Origin of the sequence: Azospirillum brasilense (assembly GCF_007827815.1) — a bacterium.
Taxonomy (GTDB): Bacteria; Pseudomonadota; Alphaproteobacteria; order Azospirillales; family Azospirillaceae; genus Azospirillum; species Azospirillum brasilense_C.
Window position 1 is genome coordinate 1 of record NZ_VITH01000026.1, and the last position, 16,839, is coordinate 16,839.

Below are 16,839 nucleotides of genomic sequence, written 5' to 3' on the forward strand. Positions count from 1 at the left end.
CGTCGGGGTAACTGTCGTAGACCCCATCGGCGTTGACCGCCACAAGCTCGCCGATGGACACCGCCGCCCTGCCCGATCCCGGCACGATGGGGATGGACCGGTCGAACTGCGGCGGCTCCACCCGCCCTTCAAAATGGACGTTGGCCCGCGTGTCGTCCGGCCGGCTGGTCCAGTCCCGATCCGACCAGTCGATGCGGATCGACGGCGGCGACGGCTGGCGATAGGGCAGCGTGCCCCAGGCGTAGGTGCCCTGGACGAGCGGCTTGCGCTCCACCGTCGCCGTGGCCCCGGTGGCGGGCTGCATCTCGACCAGGAACACCACGTCGCACACGCTGTCTTGCGTGGCGGAGACGAAGGCCGGAGGGGACGGCAGGGCGGCAAAGCCCCGCGCGCCCGACGGCACCGCGCCCCATGCTGAGGTTCCCCAGGTCATCACGCCGCCCCCGCCAGCTTGAGGTTTGTGCCGGTCCGCTTCTCGGCCCTCAGCTCCGCCACCTCCTGACGGAGACGGCGAAGTTCGGACACCACTTCATTCGTGGACTGGCTGACCGCTCGCATGACCGGCAGCATGTCCACGTTGACCGTGACCTGTGGAGCCGCCTGCGCGGTGGCTCCCGCCAGGATCTGCCGGGTCTGATCGGCGCTGAAGATCCGCGACGGGCCGGTCCACTCCAGCTCCGGCCCGCGCTCGCCGACGATGCGGAGACCGCCGAGGTGATCGCCGCCGGTCGCGAAACCGGGCAGGCCCAGCTCGTGACCCAGGTTCTTCAGCGTGGAGGTGATCCAATCTTCCCGCTGGCTGTACCCCTCCGTGCCCATGACCAGCACGGGCTTGGATGCGGACAGCAGGGCGTCGGCCGCCTTGGTGGCGCCCGAGATATCCCCGCTCTTCCGCGAGGCCGACAGCGCGGCGTCGAACTGGCGCTGCGCCTCCTCCATCTTGGCGACCGGCGACAGGGACGACGCATCGCCCAGCTTCTGGCCGTTCAGCCAGGCCGTCAGACTATCGGCGGTGGACTGAACCGCCTTCTGGGCTTCCTTGGCTGCCGTGGTGGTGCCGCGCAGGCTGTCGGCCAGCCCTGCCATCACCGGGTCGAGGTCCTTGAAGTAGGACACCACGCCGTCGATTTGGCTGTTATCCAGTCCGTCGAGTATCCGCCGCGCCTGGGCGTCGTACAGCCTGACGTAGTCCTCCGGCTTCACACCCGCCTTTAGGGCGTCGGTGGCGCCGGCATCCCAGGTCTTGCGCACGTCGGCCAGTTGGTTCAGGAAACCTTTGTCGTTCGCCTCGTTGAGGTTCGCGGCGAAGGTGTCCCGCACCCCCTTGTTGATGCGCTCCAGGCCTTTCTCCTGGATCGCATCAACGGTCTTGGCCAGATCCGGGTTGACCTGCTCCAGCACCGATTTCCAGGCCGCAAGCTGGCCGGTCAGGGTGGCCACAGCGGTTTCCGTCTCGGTGTAGGCCCGCGGGTTGGCGATGTCGTCCAGGATGCTGGAGACCTGCCCGGACACCAGCGCCTTGTACTCGGCCGATGCGCCGATCTCGCCGGCCTTCTTCAGCTCCTCGAGCATGGGCTGCAGACCCTCACCGGCAGCCTTGAAGGCGGCCTTCTGAACGCCGCCCAGCGACTTGTCGAGCCCATCCAGAGCGGTTGTCGTCGCCTCGATGCGCTTGGCCAGGGACAGGTAGCTGTTGATCTGCTCCAGGTCGGCGGACCCCTTCACCACGTCCGAGCCAAGCGCCCGCCCGACCAACCCGTCCGCCGACAGGCTGCCGACGATCTGCCGGATCAGCTCTTCGGGCGTCCGCACGCCGTTACCCTTGACCTTGTCGCCGCCGGTATAGAGCCCGTAGGTGCCGTCCGGCGCCCGCAGGCCATAGGCGTCCGCCATGCTGTTGAAGGCCGCGGCGATCTGCGCCGTAGCCTGCCGAACCCCGGTGGCATCGCCCTTGTTGTCCGCCGCGGACGGCCCTTCGGCGAACCGTCCACCGCTGACCACGACGTTGCCCTGGGCGTTGGGGCCGACCGAGGCTTTTTGGGTGCCGATCAGCCCGCCCAGCCCGCCGGCGCCACCGCCAATCAGCGCACCGACAAGCGTCCCGACGCCGGGGAACACCCATGTTCCCATAGCGGCACCGGCGGCCGCCCCGGCACCCGCCCCGGAGAGCCCGCCGACCACCTTGCTGTTGGTCGAGGTGCCGGCCCAACCGCCAAGCAAAGAGCCCGCCGCGAAGCCGGCGCCGGCGGTGCCCAGCACACCGCCAAGCGTGGCGCCGGCCGTCCCAGACGCACCGGTCGTGGTACCGGAATAGGAGGCGTTGAGCGCGGCGGTGTTGCCCGCGTTGACGACGCCGTTCGCCGCGTTCAGGGACCCGGCCTGCACCAAGCCCGGACCCGCCAAGGCCGGGTTGGCAACCAGGGTTCCCGTGTAGGCCGCTGCGCCGGTCGAGGACATGCCCACGGCCGATCCCCAAACCGGGGTGTTCATCAGCGCGTCGAATCCGCCCGTCAGCCCCAGCTTGTCACCCGCCCAGGAGAGCGCCTTCCCTGCTCCCCAGTTGGTGGCCATATCGGTGGCCTGACCGGTCAGCCCGGCGGCACCGTTCTGGTTGGCGGCGTTCATGTTGGCCGCCGTGGCCGGACCCTGGATGCCGAACAGGCTTGGGACAGCTCCTACCACCGTCGTCATGATGGGCATGACGAACTGGTTTTCCAGGAAGCCAAGGGCAATCCGCTTGCCGATGGTCTTGCCGACATCCCGCCACTTTGCCTCGCGATCCAAGAGGGCCTCGGTGACGTCGCGCGACATCTCCTTCGCCTCCCCCTGGACTTCCAGCCGGAATGCCTTGATGGCCTGGGTGTCGGCGATCTGCTCCTGGAGACGGACCCATTCGGCCACGTTCTCCGCCGTGGTCGTTTTCGCGAGTTCCCCCGCCTCCTGCTGGATCTGGAAGGACTTCAACGCCCGCGCGCGAACCGGCTCGGCCTGCCCCATCAGGGACAGTTCCTGCTGGGCGTAGGCGAGCTGCCGCTTGGAGGAATCCAGCACCGCGGCGTCAGCGGCAGTGGCCCGCCACTTCTCCTGTTCCCGGACCTTTCCGGCGATGGCCTTGCCCTCCGCCGTCGACGCGGTGGTATGGGCTTTCGAAAGAGCCTCCGCGATCTTGGTCTGAGTGTTCGCCTCCCGCTGCGCCTCGACGCTCTGCCCGACCACACCGGCCAGCCGTTGCTGCTCGGCGATACCGCGATCCAGTTCCTCCGACACCTTGGCGTAGGCTTTGGCGTCACGTTCCGCTTGGCTTTCGGCCTTGCGGCTGGCGGCGTTGGCGGCCGTCTGCTCGTCAGCGCGCTGCTGTTCGAGCCGGTAGGCCTCCACGGCCTTCGCCGCGATCCGGTTGGCCTCCGCCGTCGCATCGAGGGTGGACAGGCCGGAGTGGATGGCGTCGTCATAGGCCTTGCTGCGCGCCTGCGTCCTGACCTGCTCCTCCCCATAGGCCTTCATGGCGGCCTCGCCGCCCTTCAGCGCCTGGATCTTTGCGTCAAGGTCGCGTTCGGTGGTGAACAGGGATGCCCCGGCCTTCGCCTGTGACGTCGCCAATTCAGCCGCCGCCTTCGCCGCCTCCCGGGCCGCATCGGCATAGCCCAGCAACGCCTTCTGCGCCGGCGTCGCCCGCCCCTCCAGATCGGCCATGCGCGCCTCGGCGACGCGCAGGGCCTCCCCGGTCTCCAGCAACGCGCGGATGTCCTCGTCGCGCATCAGCTTGATGGCGCCTTTCTCGTTCAGCGCTTGGAGCTTGCCCAGGAAGCCGGCGAGGTCTTTATCCTGTCCAAGCTGCTGCAGGGCGCTCAGCGACGCAGGTACGTCCTTCGCGCCCGCCATCGTGGCGTTTCGGATGGTGTCCCACGCCGACTTCTGGTCCTTCGCCTGTTTCTCGGTCAGGGTGGCGATATCGGCCTGCAGGGCGAGCTTCGAGAGGGCGCGCAGCTCTCCACCAAGGGCGCGATAGCTGTCCGTCAACGTTTCAATGGCGGCGCCGGATTCCCTCGCCCGCCCTTCGAAGATCCCCAACACATCGCCGAAGGTATCGATTTCCTTCGCCGACTTTTTCGTCTCATCGCCGAGCGTGAAGAGCACGCCGGCCGCGACAGAGGCGATCGACACGACGGTACCGATGGCGATGCCCATTGGGCCGAATGCCGATGCAATTTGCGGTCCCTGCTGCGCCAGGATGATGAAGGCGGACGTGCCCATCTGGGCCTGCACAGCCACGTCCTGAAGCTGAAGGCCCATGTTGCCGAGTGCACCCTTGAACCGGCCCGTCGAGGCTGCGGCGTTATCGTTGGCAACGGCATAGCCCGACAGCTTCTGGCGAAGCTGGTCGAGGACGCGAATCTTCTCCTCTTCGTCCGCGACTCCTTGGCGCACCGCCCGGTTAAGGTCAGCCTCGGCGCGAGCCAACCGCTGCATGGCGCGCTCGTTGTCATCGGCCACTGCCTTCCATTTCTGGAGCGCCCCCCACGCGCTTTCCTGCGCACGGCTTAGCTTCACCGTGGCCTCATCCAGCAGCCTGAGGCCGCTCACCTGCTTCGTCGCCGCGGCAGTCGCCTTGTCCGATGCGGTCGCCATGCCGTCCATGGCTCGGGAGACGTTCTGCGCCCCGGCAACGGCCTTCGAATCATCCACGACGACTTCGTGAATGAGCGCCTGCGCGAGTTCAACGGCCATGGGTGATCTCCCCCAGAAATAGGAAAGGCGCCGCGGAACTCCGGGCGCCATTGCAGAAATTTAGACACCAAACGATAGACTCAACCGTTGGCATGCGTCAGCATACTGATCCCATCGCATGAGGATGTCATGATCAGAGTAGCCGCTTTTCTTGTGGTAGCAGCTTTCGCATCACCCGCCGCGTCCGACTGGCAGTACACGAAGTGGGGGATGTCCCCGCAGAGTGTACTCGCAGCATCTAAAGGCAGTGCCGTCGCCGTCACACAAGCCGAAGCAGGAGGGCTAAGGATCGCTGGGCTCGGGTTGGAGGCCAAATACAAGTTCCCCTACAAGTCCGGCAACTATGATTTTGATGGTATATTTTATTTTAAGAACGACAAGTTATCCGCCGTATCTTTAACGTTGAGAGATATGACGCAAAGCGCTTCTTTGCTACAATCTCTTACTGGACTTTACGGGGCGGCAATAGAGCAAAACAATAAATTTGGCCCTCATAGAGTTTGGCGTGATGTAAAATCAAGCAATTTAGTCGACTATCATCAGCTTTCCGACATCTCGACAAGAATCATGTATACGCCTGCAGGCGGATCGGATGCTTCCGGACTGTGAGGATGGCGACTTTAACCTGAGCATCCACCCTCACCCCTCCGGCTGCCCCTTGCTGCCCTTGCTCGCCTCCGCCTTCAGGAATTCGTCGTCGATAGCCCGCACGAACCGGACAAAGCGCCGGAGGTTCTGCGGGTCGGTGTCGCCGTCGATGTCCTTGGCGTAGGCCAGCATGGCGGTCATGGGGATGGCGCCAACGGCCATTCCCACAGGACGATCCCCGGACAGGTCCTGGAAGGCCCGCCAGAACCGCCGCAGACCGGGATTGAGATCGGGCGCATCGAGAAGGACGGGAGGGAACTCCTCGTCGTCCTCGATGCAGGCCCGGCCGATCTCCTCCGCCCGCCGGCCCCAGGTGAAGGTCCAGCGGGCGAAGGCCCTTAGTTTCCCTCCGCTGCCTGATCGGCGGCGGCCTGGAAGTTGCCCTCATCCAGGGCGATGCCCAGCACCTTGGACCGGAACGCCTTGTACTTCGGTTGGCCCAGCAGGTCGCCGAGGCGCTTCTGATCCTCCGGCTTGGCGAGATCCACCTCGAAGGGCTTCTTGTCCACCGTGAAGCCGACGAACTCGGTCAGCAGGCCCTGAGCCAGCCAGTTCGCGTTGATCTTGGCCTGGATCTCCGCCGGCACTTCCTTCCAGGAGGCATAGGGCTTCCACAGCCGCTCGCGCACCTTCTGCGCGCGGTCGGCGCCGGCGCTGCGGACGCAGATGTGCGTGCCGCCGCCGAACTCGATCTTCTTGCCGTTCTCGTAGGTGGCGGGGTCCACGGCGAAATCGTTCAGATCCATGATGATGGTGTCCTTTTGTCGGAAAGGGTCTGGGTATGGTGGGGATCAGGCCGTTAGGCCCTTGACGGTCCACATGACGGCCAGTTCGAGGGACTTCATGCCCTCGCCGAAGTAGTCGGTGCCCATCGTCGCCGAGAAGCCTGCAGCCAGGGCACCCGGCTCCAGCTGCGCGAAGCCGACCTCAGCGGGCATGATGGTCGCCGCCTCCATCTCGACCGCGCTGATCCCATCGAGGCCGCTGATGACCGCGGACATCGGGTAGCGCAGATCGCGGGCTTGCTCGAACAGGGTCTCCAGTTCGGTGGCCTTGGTCTCGATCTGATCATGCAGCGCCTTCTCCTCGTCGGACAGGGCGCGGTACTGCGGGCGGAAGCGGCTCGGCGCGATGTCGCCGGCATGCCGTGCGTCGGGCTCGCCCTCGAAGACGTGAGCCATTGATTCGGTCCCTCTGTCGGAAAGGAATGTGGGGTGGGCGGGGTCCGACACCCCCGCCCATGCGCGCATGCGCTCCCCATCCCCGGAGGGATCGGGTCCTGTGTCGGCAGGGATAGGTAGTCGTCCGGCTTACGGCCCGGCGAAACGATCGATCTGCATCGTGCAGCCGGTGACCGGATCGGGGTCGGCGCCCCATTCGAACCGGGCCATGACGTCGCTGTTCGCGCCGCCGGCCGTGATGGTGGACTTGCCCAGCACCACCACCGGATAGGTGACGATGTAGGTGTTGCCGGCGCCGTCGGTGACGCGGTAGCTCGTGTTCACCTCGGCCTCGGCCTTGTACTTGTCGTAGAGGGCGTAATCGCTGAAGTAGGCCTCCAGCGTGCCGTTCGCGGTCAGGGTGCCCTTGCGCATTCCCTGCGCCTTGGTGCCATCCACCGTCGAGGTGGAGACGGCGTACTGCGCCGCGGCGCCCTCCTTCTGGAAGGTCGAGTTCACGGACATGATCTTCGCCGCCAGGGCGCCGCCGTCCAGGGCCACGGACTTGAGATGGGTCACCACGCTCATGACCTTGTTCGTCGGCGCCGCGGTAAAGCCGGAGCCCAGCGCGGCGACTTGCTTTTCCTCGCTCCGACAGAGGGCATCGAGCGTGCCGGAGAAGAAGTCGCCACGGGCCGCGTTGATCTGGCCGCCGGTGAAGTAGGTTCCGGGATAGGCGAAACCCAGCGAGGCGCCCAGACGCTTCTGGATGGTGAAGCTGGTGAACGTCGTGCCGTTGCGCAGCATCGTGCCGGTAATCGTGACCGCGGCACCGGCCGCCGCTGTGGTGGCGCCACCCTCCAGCGTCACCGCCGTCCCGGTCGCGGCGGTAACCCGCTTGAAGCCGTTGTTGGCCGGGGCCGTGGCGCCAGCGATCTTGATCCACTGCCCGACGGCGATGGTGGAGAACTTGCCGGCGGTGGCGCTCGACAGGCCGGTGGAGGTGAACGCGATGTCGGTGCCGGTGATGTTCAGCGCCGTCGACCAAGCACCATTGACTGCACCCGCCCAGAGGTCATCGACGTTGCCGTGGCTGATGCCGAACTGGATGTTGCCCGAAGCGGACACGTCCTGCGTCACCGCGGCGGCGGCCTGCCCATCCGCGCGGATCTCCGGCGGGCGGGTGCGGTTCTTGCTCTCGGAGAAGCCCTCCGAATTCACGCGAAATTTCTGATACGCACCCGTCGGCGACGTGCCCCAGGTCGTTTCCGCGGCGTAGGACAGCTCCAGATCGTTGCTGTCGGCGCCGGCCTGATAGCCGGTGGTCGGCATGGCCTTCTCTCCTCAAAGAAAAAGGCCCGCCGAAGCGAGCCCGTTGGGATTGGTGGGAGGCAGCCGTCTATGGACTGCCGATGGACTGGTACCGGTAGCCGATGCCGAAGCTGACGCCCCACCAGGCGCCCTGCATGCCCTCCGGGGCGCGCTCTCCGGACTGGCCGGGCAGTCGGTTGCGGCACTCGACTCCATCGAACTCTTGGCCCTGGAAGATCGCCGCCGCAGCCTTAGCCAGGGCGTCCGCCAGATCGGGACCGTCGCCGGCTGGGGTGTAGATGTGGACCATGAAGGCGCCGACCTCATCCCACAGCGGGTTCTCGGCATCGCCGATGTCCGCGCGATCATCGGCAGCGCCAGGGAAGCGGATGTCGATCCAGGGCCGCCCCTGCGGGTCGAAGGGCCGGTTCGGCTCCCGGATGGTGGCGTCAACCGGGTCCCACAAAGTGGCGAGCCGGGCGCGCACCGCGGTCTTGACGGCCAAGCTGTTCATCGGCGGCTCCTTGTGCCCTTGGGCGACAGCTCGATGTAGGGAAAGCTGGAAGCGCGCTGCTTACCGGCTTCGGTCGGGCGGTGCTTGCCGGCCTCGTGTCCGACGAAATGCCGGTAGCCGAACCGGACATTGACGATGTTGCCGAAGCGGGCGCGCACGATCTCCGACGTGACCTCATAGATCCCATCGGGCGCCTGATCGGACCATCCCTGCTCAAGCCGCCGCGAGTAGGGCAGCAGGTTCACGAAGGTCACGACGTCATCGACACCGACGGTCACGCCCCATTCGACCTGCTCGCCGTTGATGAGCAGCCGATGGCTGTCCGCATACTGGCCGGTGTCGATCGGGGAATACCGGGCCAGGGTGTCCGCCGTGAACTCCACGGCCGCTTGGTGGACGGCGAACAGGTGGACCACGACGCCGCCGGCCTTCACGCTCTCCACCGGCGCGCCGCGGCGCCCGTCCACGATGGTGATGCTCTCGACGGGATGGCCCAGCGCGCGGGTGTTGATGGCCGAGGCCTCGGCATGCGCTTCACGGGCTGCCTGCACCAGCATCTGGCGGCGGGTCTCGCCGAGGAGGCGGGATTTGGAGAGATCGACCTGGGCTCGGAAGGACTGGAGACGCGCCATGGGCTACCCCCTGACCTGAAGCTCCCAGGCCGCCACAGCCGATCCGGCGTAATGGGCCTTGGTGTGGATGACGTTGTAGGTCCGCCCATCGGCCTCGATGGATGCGCCCGGCTTCGGCCCGGCAGGCAGCCCGACGGCTACGAAGTCGGCTTGCAGGATGACCATGCGGCGATCGCCGACCAGCACGGCATCCTTGATATCGGACGCCTCGTAATCGGCCATGGCGCCGGTGAGCGCGTAGCTGGCCGCGGACGGCTGGGTGATCATCGCCGAGGCGCCGGCCGCCACCGGAGCGGCGAGCGGCGGGCTGATCGGGATGTTGTTGAAGGACTTCGCCGCGCTCGGGGCGATCACGGTGCCGACCGTGTAGGCGGCACCCCCGATGGTGAGAATGTCGCCCGGCTGGAGCTTACCGGTGACGTTGATGTGCTGGCTCTGGATGCTGATGGAGGCAGCGCCTGCCGCAGCCGCCGTGACGGTGCTCCACGGCCCGCCCTGGACGCCTCCGGAAGCCGCAGCGGAGCGGTAGATCACGGGCAACCCCCAGGCCACGTCCAGGCCCCATATCAGCCCGTCGGCGTCACGCTGGACCGGCTGCACCGCCTGCACGGTGAAGGCGTCAGCACCAACGGTCAGGACGGCGCCGATCTCCGGGGAGGGAACCTCAGCGCGACGGACGTGGAACTGGACCCGCTCCAGCATGATCACAACCGGACCGATGGCGACGACCTGTCCGCCGCCTTGCCTGATCGCCCGGCATGGGGCCGGGGCGCCAGCGGTGGGCGTGTAGGTTGCCGGCTTGCCGCGGAGCTGGAACAGCGTGCGGATGTGGGGGGTGAAGTCCATGCGGATCTCCAGACACGCGAAAGGCCGCCCGGAAGCGGCCCCTCGCGATGTCGGTCAGGCGGTCAGGATCAGGTGCGCTTGCCCTTGATCAGCGACTTCGGACGGGTGCAGTACTGGAGCGCGTTCATCTGCGTGTCCATGTTCACGCCCTTGCTGTTGGGCATGGGGTACTGCTTGGCGTAGAGGCGCTGCCCCATGGTGTTGACCGTCTCCGTGTAGTCGGCCGGCGCGTAGACGGTGCGGAACAGGCCGGGCACGCCCTGCGGGAAGATGTGGCACTTGTCCGTGTCGATAAAGGCCGTGCCGCCGACGGCGCCGCGGTAGTTCTCCCACACGATGCCGCCGAACTCGAACGCGCCGTAGATCTTGTTGCCATTGGGAAGCACGTAGCCCTCCCGCAGCACCTGGGCCATCGGCGTGCCCTTGTAGGACTCCATGACCTCCTTGTGGGCCAGGAGGTCGTCGAAGAAGGCGTCGCCGCAGAGGGAGTGGATGCCGGTGTACGGCACGCCGTCCAGGTTGGTGGCGACGGTGCGGGCGACCGTCGCGCACTTCTTGCGCAGCGCGCCGGCGACGGGGCTGGCGTTGTCCAGGTCGAAATCGACTTCGGCTTCCTGCGAGACACCGAACTCGGTGAAGAGGTTCAGCGTTGAGCCGTCGGCATAGGTCACGATGCCCTTGATGGCGCCGATGCGGGCATATTCCTCGGTGGCCGCCATGGACTGCGAATGGATCGCCATGCGTTCCGCCACTTTGCCCTGGACGGTCTCCAACTGGCTCTCCGTGCCCCAGGCGCGCACGTTCTGGACCTCCTCCGCCATGATGGCGTCGTTGATCTCGAAGTGCGGAATCACGAACGGACGGGCGGTGCGCTTGCCCTTGTCGATCGTCTGGCCGGGCGCGCCACGCGGCGACGGCTTGACCAGCGACAGGATGCCGTCCTTCTCCTCGACCATGATCATGGTGGTCGAGACGGAGGACTCGGTGAAGATGCCGAGCTGACCGACACGGCCCGGCACGAACTTGATCTTGTTGATCGCGTCCGTGAGCGACCGGACGCTGAAGGCGTCCTGATTGAAAACGTCCAACATCTCAGGATGTCCTTTCAGCGTTAGCGGACGATGATGCCGACGGTGGCGAGTTGCGTGGCTTTGGCGCCGCGCTTGGTCGCGTCATCGACGGAGGCGTCGTAGGTCAGGGTGTTGCCGTTGACCTCGGAGAAGCGGGTCACGGCGACGCCCGTGGCGTCGGCCGAGGTGGCGTCCACGGGAGCCAGCAGGATGGCCGCCGCGGTCTGGGAGCCGTCGGAGCCCGTGGCCGGCGACGCGGTGTACTTGCCCGAGGCCGTGATCTTGCCCAGCACCGTGCCGGCCGCGAGCTTGCCGGCGCCGGAGACGATGGTGATGGCATCGCGGGAAACGCTCCCGTTGCCCTCGGAAAGGATGAATTCGGCCGCGTGGCGGCCCTCGGTCAAAGCTGCCATCTGGTGGCCCTCCGGTTATCGCGCGGCGCGCTGGTTGACGTTGTTGATGGCCTTGTCCCAGCCGGAGGCGACCGGCGCGAGCGGTTGGCGCGTCGTGTCGGTGATGATGGCCTCGTCCCGCGCCGCCGCGGCGTCGGTCGCCATGTTGCGGGCGACCTGCATGTCGCCGCCGGCCGCCACGAACTGCACGAGGCTGTTCCTCATGTTCGGCACCCGCAGCGTGTCGCAGGCGGTCGCGATCTCCTTGGCGTGGGACAGGGCGGCATTCACCGCCTTCATCGTCGCCTTGGACTTCAGCAGGCCGGCGGTCAGCGTGGCGAAGCCGGCGGTGGCGCAGGCCTCGGCGACGGCGACCGGATCGACCACCGCGTCGGCTTCGGCGGGGGGTGTCACGACGGTCTTATCGTCGGTCGGCTTGTTCTCTTCCGGCAAGGGTGCCTCCATGGTTGGACGGGTGGGAGCGGCGGCGGTCGCCGCCAGGGAGGCGCGGGCTCCCCACCCGCGCGATTTCGCAAGCGCCACGATGCGCTCCGGCGCGCGGGCGTAGGCGCGGACATGGGCGAAGGCGACCGGCTCCGGGACATCGGCATCGTCGCCCTCGGCCGCGTCGGCGAACCCCTGGGCGACAGCCTCGGCCGGACCAAGCCACGTCTCGGCGCGCATCATCTCGCGCACCTCCTCGGGGCTCTTGCCGCAGCGGTCGGCGTAGACCTGGGCGTAGGTGTTGCCCATGGTGTCCAACGCGCTCGCCACGCGGCGGTGATCGTCGCAGGTCCCCCAGTTGCCGGCTGACGGGTCGTGGATCATCAGCAAGGCGCCGGGGCGCATGGTGATGGTGTGGCCGGACATGACGAAGAGGCTGGCGGCACTGGCGGCCCAGCCCTCAACCACCATGTTCACCTTGCCCTTGTGGGCGGCAAACACCGAATGGATCGCGGCGCCCTCGGTGGCGACGCCGCCGCCGCTGTTGACGCGTACCGTCACATCGGTGTTGCGCCCGACCTGGGCCAGGGCGTTGATGACGTCGGCCTGGGAAAAGACGTCGTCATCCCACCACGGATCACCGCCGACCGTGCCGGTCAGCACGATCTCGTTGCCTCGTACGATCGCGCTCACGATCCAGTCTCCTCGTCTTCGGGGTTGGCCTGCGGGGTGGCTGGAGGAGGCGCCGCAGCAGCAGGGACGATCCCCTTCGCCCGCTCCCGCTCGGCATCGGCGGCCCGCTGGTCATCGATCACCTCGGCGTCGTCACCGCGGCGGGCGATGGTGCTGGAGCGGGAGTCCAGGCCGCCGGCAATTGCCTTCAGCTTGGCCTCCACGTCCTGCACCGGCTGGAGGTATTCCCAATCCTGCGGCTGCCATTCCACGCGCTTCAGGTCGGCCTCGGTGACGGACTTCGGCACCTTTAGGGCACCGCTCGCCACGGCGGCATCAATCCAGCGGTTCCAGATCGGCCGGCAGAGCTGGAAGGCGACCATCTGGTGTTGGAGCTGGGCCACCGTCCGCTTCATGGTGTTGAAGGCGGCCCGGAAGGTGCGGTCGTTGGTCTTCTCCCAATCGCCCGACAGTTCCTCATAGACCAGATCCAGTCCGGCAGCGGTGGTGCGAAGCGCGGTGCGCTCGAACACCTCGTCCTGACCCGCCGTTTCCTGCCACTGAGTGAAGGTGACGTCTTCACCGGGATTCAGGTACTGCATGGTGCCGGGCTCCAGCCCGACCGCCGGCAGTTCGCCGAACTCCTCCTGCACGGCACCCCACATCTCGGCAATCTTGGCCGCGTCCATCTCCTCGGTGACGGCGCGCTTCACGAAGCCGACCAGCGAGGCCAGCATCTGCTTGCGGAGCAGTGCCGCATCCCGCCACTGCCCGAGCTGGTGCAGCGTTGTGATGGCCGACGCCAGCCAGGGCAGGCCGCGGAGTTGGTTCGGCGGAGCGAAACGCATGTGGCAGACATCGGCTGCATCCACCCGCGTCTTTTCCCAGCCGTTCACGTCCATGATGACGCCGGCATCGCCGGGGTTCTGGCGGTACATCCAGTACGCGACCCGGCGGCTAAGTCCATCGCGCTCGATGCCCTGCACGACCTGCCGCTCCTCGTTTGGGACGGAGTAGTCCAGCGGCACCTGCTCGGCCGGGATCAACTGCACCTGGAGCGGCACCGGGAGGCCATCGGTGGAGCGGCGGGCGCGCAGCCGGGCGAACTCCTCGCCGGTTGTCGCCGTCTCCAGCACCGCCTGCGTCTGCAGGCCGTAGATGTCGAAGGCGCCGTCGGCATCGGCATAGTCCGACCACTCGGCCCACAGCCGGTGGATCGCATCCCGAACCCGCTTGTTCGAGCACAGCGACCTTGGCTTGATTCCGGTGCCGATGATGTGCGTGCCGTAGAGGCTGACGCCGCGCTTGGCGTGCGGGTTGTTCCGGCGCATGTCGCGCGCCCGGCGGATCAGCTCCGGCCCCTCGGCCGCGACGATGGCGTTGGGGCCGGAGCTGGACGGGCGCCAGCCACCCATGCGGCGACCGGTGGACGCCCCCTGGTAGGCGGTGGTTGCCGGTGGAGCGAGCGGCCCGGCATCCATGCGGACATCCGGGAGGTATTCCCCGGTCGCTTTGTTCCGGAGACGGATCTTGGCGGTTCGCATGGTCAGTATCCCGAGCGGGGCGTGACGCGGACGGCGCGGTAGGTCCGACGGGTGAGCTGCGCCGCGGCGTCCACCTCGCTCTGCATCATCGCCAGCGTGTCGCGCATGTCCTTCAGCGAGCGGTAGGTCGTGCGGGAGCCGTCGCTGTACTGGACATCCTGCGCCCCGGTGGCGATGGCCGCCTTCAGGGTGTCGACATCGTCTTGCGTCCAGGCCATGTCAGCGCCCCAGGCGGTTCAGGTAGGAGGAGCGACCGACCTTGCGGACCGGCGCCTTTTTCGGTGCTGGCTTCGGTGCGGGTTTCGGCTGCTCGACGGGTGCTGGCAGGGCCTGGGAGGCATCGGCGTGAGCCGACGCCTCGTCCGTCACCGCAGGTTTCTCCCGCGGCGTCTTGTCGGCTTCCGTCGCCATGGCCCACCCCTTGTGCAGCGTTTCGAGGCCGCATTTCGCGGCGTAGGCGTAGACGAGGCAGACGCCGGCCTCGTGGGGTTTACCCTTCGGCTTGTCCCACTCCGTGTAGCCGCCCCTGCGGGCAACCAACTTTTCGGCGGTGAGCTGCTCGAAGAAGGCGTCGGTCAGCGGTTCGGCGCCGGCCGGGACCTGCGCCGGGAAGTGGACGAAGCGCGGGCCGGGCTTCTCGACCGCCAGCGACCGGTACACGAAGTCGCGCGCCGCGTTGCCGCCGATCAGGTAGACGGTCCCGCCGTTCTGCCCCTTGGAGGGTCGGCGCGGCCAGACCTTGGCCCGCTGCCCGTTCTTCTCCGACCGCCCCTTGATTGCCCAGACGCGCCGCTGCGCTCGGGCGGCGCAGAATGCATACGTCTCGGCCGTGTGGTGTCCACCGGAGTCGATCGACGCCGCTTGGATGGCGAACCGCTTCCCATCCGGCCCGAGGAAGGTGGTCAGCAGCAGCCCGTCGAGCTGCTCCCAGACCTCCTGTTGTGCCGGATCGCCGCGGAACACCCAATGCCCGATTAGCCAGCACTCGTTGCCGGCACCCCAGCCGTAGACCGAGGCCTCGATGCGGGGGTCGACGCCCTGATGGGACTGCACGTCGCCGCCCAGCGTCAGGAACCGCACGCCCGGAGGGATCTCCGTTGGGTATGGCTCCGTCCGCTCCGCGAACGCCGAGACCTTCAGTTCCTGCCCGTAGGTCGCCTTGTAGGGGCGGCCGAGGACGAGGTTCACGAAGGGTTGGACCAGCGTGGCGGTGTCCTTCTGCGCCTCCAGCCATTCACTCACCAGCACCGTCCATGCGGCGTTGGGGTTCAGGCTCATCCCGGTCCAGACATGGAAACCGACATGGCCGGGCTGGGACGGTTTGGCCGTCGGTCGCCATTCGCCATGCGCATCCATCCAGGCCTTGCGGCCCTCATCGATGATGCAGCCGCAGGTTCCGACGTACCAAACCGACAGGTCGCCGTCCTCGCTGACCGACCACTTGATCCCATGCGGGACATCGGGACCGCCCCACTCCAGCGCCTGCATCTCCCCGCACTGCGGGCAGGGCACGAAGTACCGGCGCTGGTCGGACTGGAGCCAGAGCTTGTTGGTGCGGCTGGTCTCCTCCAGCAGCGGCGTCCCGCCCCGGACTTGCTTGCGGTTCCAAAACGTTTCCCCGCGGGTCCAGAACAGCTTGAGCTTGTCGCCCTGCGTCTTGGCCTTCGGGGACCATCCCTCGGCATCCAGCTCGTCGGCGAACAGCCAGCGGGCCGAGTAGCGGCGAAAGGCGTCGTCCGAGGCGGCGCCGACGACGCGCACCGATGCGCCATTGGACAGCAGGTGCTTCGTCGCCTTGTCCTGCTTCTCCCCCTTCCGCACCGGCCGGATCATCGAGGCCAGAACTGGCGTCTGTTGCAGCATCGGCGCGATTTCCGACCCGCCGAAGTCCTCGGCATCCTCCAGCACCGGTTGGGCCACGGCGCAGAGCGTCGGGTCCTGGTGGAGGTGGTAGCCGATGGCCAGGGTGGCGCAGCGGGTGAAGCCGACGCGCGCCGCCTTCATGACGGTGATCAGCGGGATCGTCGGATCGCACATGGCATCCAGCAGTCCGCGCTGGTAGCCGTAGAGCGTCACCTTGCCGTGCTCGGCGCCGGTGCCCTTCGGGATGCGGCCGTAGGTTTCCGCCCACTCCGAACCGGTCAGCCGGCGCGGGAATTTCAGCGTGTTGTCGATCAGCCCGAGGAGGCTGGCACGGAAGGCGGCGCGGCCGCGGCAGTAATCACCCGCCCGGTGGAGGGCGATCCTCTCCGTCGCCTCCGCTGCCCGCTGGTTCAGCATCCGCCCACCTCTCCGCAAGCTCTTCCTGCGCGGCGCTGAAGGCCTTGTTCGTCTCGGCTTCCAGGAACTCCTGGATCTCGGCGGCGGACGTCATGGTCGCCGCCCGGCCGGCAACCTTGCCGCAGACGTTCGCCATGCCGGTCCGCAGCGCCACCGCGAAGGCCGCCACGTCCGCCGCGGCCTCATGCCGGTTCACGACGTCGTCCAGCAGCTCGGCGGTGCTGACCTCCTCGGCTATGGCCTGGGCCACGGCTTTGCGGCGGTCGGCCTCTTCCTTCGTGATCCGATCGGCCTCGCCGTCGGCGGTCTGGACGGCATCGCCGACCGCCCGGTCGATGAGCCAACCCACGATGTCGGGGATGGACAGCGCCCACTCGACGCCGCGCGACCGATCAGCCTTCGTCACCGCCGGGCAGCCCTGTCCGAGCCACTTCGAGACCGTGTTTCGGTCCCTGCCGAGGATCGCTGCCGCCTCGCTGAGGCTGTAGGTCCGTCCCGCCATGTTTCAGCACCCCATGAGAGCCGGAAAGCGTTGGAAACCCTCACTTTTCAGCGGAGGGGTGCTGATGCTGCCCCGAAACGGAAATTTTCTTAGCCG

General features: G+C 67.2%; 16 protein-coding genes and 1 pseudogene. 1 reads left to right on the plus strand and 16 read right to left on the minus strand.

Going from position 1 to position 16,839, the window contains the following annotated elements:
• Nucleotides 1-433 (minus strand): annotated as a pseudogene (locus FBZ83_RS30330) (hypothetical protein); the annotation flags it as partial.
• On the minus strand, nt 433-4,728 hold the full coding sequence (locus FBZ83_RS30335; protein WP_145690642.1) for a phage tail length tape measure family protein: 4,296 nt from the start codon (nt 4,726-4,728) through the stop codon (nt 433-435). The gene FBZ83_RS30335 and the pseudogene FBZ83_RS30330, both read right to left, overlap by 1 nt.
• Before the next feature lie 129 nt (nt 4,729-4,857).
• On the opposite strand from FBZ83_RS30335, the gene FBZ83_RS30340 reads away from it, so the two are divergent.
• A complete protein-coding gene (locus tag FBZ83_RS30340) occupies nt 4,858-5,337 on the plus strand; it encodes a hypothetical protein (RefSeq protein WP_145690644.1) in 480 nt (159 codons plus the stop codon).
• 30 nt (nt 5,338-5,367) lie between these two features.
• Here FBZ83_RS30340 and FBZ83_RS32585 read toward each other — a convergent pair whose 3' ends face one another.
• The 14 genes from FBZ83_RS32585 to FBZ83_RS30410 all read right to left on the minus strand — a co-directional run bounded on the left by FBZ83_RS32585 (nt 5,368) and on the right by FBZ83_RS30410 (nt 16,743).
• Nucleotides 5,368-5,667 (minus strand): phage tail assembly chaperone, encoded by a 300-nt coding sequence (locus FBZ83_RS32585; protein ID WP_432612508.1) that lies wholly within the window; start codon nt 5,665-5,667, stop codon nt 5,368-5,370.
• Between the two features lie 47 nt (nt 5,668-5,714).
• A complete protein-coding gene (locus tag FBZ83_RS30350; protein ID WP_145690648.1) occupies nt 5,715-6,122 on the minus strand; it encodes a hypothetical protein in 408 nt (135 codons plus the stop codon).
• Nucleotides 6,123-6,167: 45 nt separating this feature from the next.
• Complete coding sequence (locus FBZ83_RS30355) at nt 6,168-6,557, minus strand: hypothetical protein (RefSeq protein ID WP_145690650.1); 390 nt, start codon at nt 6,555-6,557, stop codon at nt 6,168-6,170.
• A 129-nt stretch (nt 6,558-6,686) separates the two neighbouring features.
• Nucleotides 6,687-7,868 carry a phage tail tube protein gene (locus FBZ83_RS30360; protein ID WP_145690652.1) on the minus strand — a complete coding sequence of 394 codons (1,182 nt, stop codon included), beginning with the start codon at nt 7,866-7,868 and terminating at the stop codon, nt 6,687-6,689.
• A 67-nt stretch (nt 7,869-7,935) separates the two neighbouring features.
• Nucleotides 7,936-8,361 carry a phage tail terminator-like protein gene (locus FBZ83_RS30365; RefSeq protein ID WP_145690654.1) on the minus strand — a complete coding sequence of 142 codons (426 nt, stop codon included), beginning with the start codon at nt 8,359-8,361 and terminating at the stop codon, nt 7,936-7,938.
• Entirely contained in the window at nt 8,358-8,993 is a 636-nt protein-coding gene (locus tag FBZ83_RS30370) for a hypothetical protein (protein ID WP_145690656.1), read from the minus strand. Before FBZ83_RS30370 ends, FBZ83_RS30365 begins: the two co-directional genes overlap by 4 nt.
• A gap of 3 nt (nt 8,994-8,996) precedes the next feature.
• Nucleotides 8,997-9,839 (minus strand): head-tail joining protein, encoded by an 843-nt coding sequence (locus FBZ83_RS30375; RefSeq protein WP_145690658.1) that lies wholly within the window; start codon nt 9,837-9,839, stop codon nt 8,997-8,999.
• A gap of 68 nt (nt 9,840-9,907) precedes the next feature.
• Complete coding sequence (locus FBZ83_RS30380) at nt 9,908-10,930, minus strand: major capsid protein (protein ID WP_145690678.1); 1,023 nt, start codon at nt 10,928-10,930, stop codon at nt 9,908-9,910.
• 20 nt (nt 10,931-10,950) lie between these two features.
• A complete protein-coding gene (locus FBZ83_RS30385; protein ID WP_145690680.1) occupies nt 10,951-11,322 on the minus strand; it encodes a head decoration protein in 372 nt (123 codons plus the stop codon).
• A gap of 15 nt (nt 11,323-11,337) precedes the next feature.
• Nucleotides 11,338-12,438 (minus strand): head maturation protease, ClpP-related, encoded by a 1,101-nt coding sequence (locus tag FBZ83_RS30390; protein ID WP_186466234.1) that lies wholly within the window; start codon nt 12,436-12,438, stop codon nt 11,338-11,340.
• Complete coding sequence (locus tag FBZ83_RS30395) at nt 12,435-13,898, minus strand: phage portal protein (RefSeq protein WP_186466235.1); 1,464 nt, start codon at nt 13,896-13,898, stop codon at nt 12,435-12,437. Before FBZ83_RS30395 ends, FBZ83_RS30390 begins: the two co-directional genes overlap by 4 nt.
• 65 nt (nt 13,899-13,963) lie before the next feature.
• Nucleotides 13,964-14,179 (minus strand): phage head-tail joining protein, encoded by a 216-nt coding sequence (locus FBZ83_RS30400; RefSeq protein ID WP_145690687.1) that lies wholly within the window; start codon nt 14,177-14,179, stop codon nt 13,964-13,966.
• A gap of 1 nt (nt 14,180) precedes the next feature.
• Nucleotides 14,181-16,241 carry a phage terminase large subunit family protein gene (locus tag FBZ83_RS30405; RefSeq protein WP_145690689.1) on the minus strand — a complete coding sequence of 687 codons (2,061 nt, stop codon included), beginning with the start codon at nt 16,239-16,241 and terminating at the stop codon, nt 14,181-14,183.
• Nucleotides 16,183-16,743, minus strand: coding sequence for a terminase small subunit (locus FBZ83_RS30410; RefSeq protein ID WP_145690691.1), 561 nt, complete (start codon nt 16,741-16,743; stop codon nt 16,183-16,185). Before FBZ83_RS30410 ends, FBZ83_RS30405 begins: the two co-directional genes overlap by 59 nt.
• Nucleotides 16,744-16,839 lie beyond the last annotated feature (96 nt).

Coding starts and splice junctions, on each gene's coding strand:
- FBZ83_RS30335 (WP_145690642.1), bottom strand. CDS start 4,728: ATGGCCGTTGAACTCGCGCAGGCGCTCATTCACGAAGTCGTCGTGGAT.
- FBZ83_RS30340 (WP_145690644.1), top strand. CDS start 4,858: ATGATCAGAGTAGCCGCTTTTCTTGTGGTAGCAGCTTTCGCATCACCC.
- FBZ83_RS30350 (WP_145690648.1), bottom strand. CDS start 6,122: ATGGATCTGAACGATTTCGCCGTGGACCCCGCCACCTACGAGAACGGC.
- FBZ83_RS30355 (WP_145690650.1), bottom strand. CDS start 6,557: ATGGCTCACGTCTTCGAGGGCGAGCCCGACGCACGGCATGCCGGCGAC.
- FBZ83_RS30360 (WP_145690652.1), bottom strand. CDS start 7,868: ATGCCGACCACCGGCTATCAGGCCGGCGCCGACAGCAACGATCTGGAG.
- FBZ83_RS30365 (WP_145690654.1), bottom strand. CDS start 8,361: ATGAACAGCTTGGCCGTCAAGACCGCGGTGCGCGCCCGGCTCGCCACT.
- FBZ83_RS30370 (WP_145690656.1), bottom strand. CDS start 8,993: ATGGCGCGTCTCCAGTCCTTCCGAGCCCAGGTCGATCTCTCCAAATCC.
- FBZ83_RS30375 (WP_145690658.1), bottom strand. CDS start 9,839: ATGGACTTCACCCCCCACATCCGCACGCTGTTCCAGCTCCGCGGCAAG.
- FBZ83_RS30380 (WP_145690678.1), bottom strand. CDS start 10,930: ATGTTGGACGTTTTCAATCAGGACGCCTTCAGCGTCCGGTCGCTCACG.
- FBZ83_RS30385 (WP_145690680.1), bottom strand. CDS start 11,322: ATGGCAGCTTTGACCGAGGGCCGCCACGCGGCCGAATTCATCCTTTCC.
- FBZ83_RS30395 (WP_186466235.1), bottom strand. CDS start 13,898: ATGGATGCCGGGCCGCTCGCTCCACCGGCAACCACCGCCTACCAGGGG.
- FBZ83_RS30400 (WP_145690687.1), bottom strand. CDS start 14,179: ATGGCCTGGACGCAAGACGATGTCGACACCCTGAAGGCGGCCATCGCC.
- FBZ83_RS30405 (WP_145690689.1), bottom strand. CDS start 16,241: ATGCTGAACCAGCGGGCAGCGGAGGCGACGGAGAGGATCGCCCTCCAC.
- FBZ83_RS30410 (WP_145690691.1), bottom strand. CDS start 16,743: ATGGCGGGACGGACCTACAGCCTCAGCGAGGCGGCAGCGATCCTCGGC.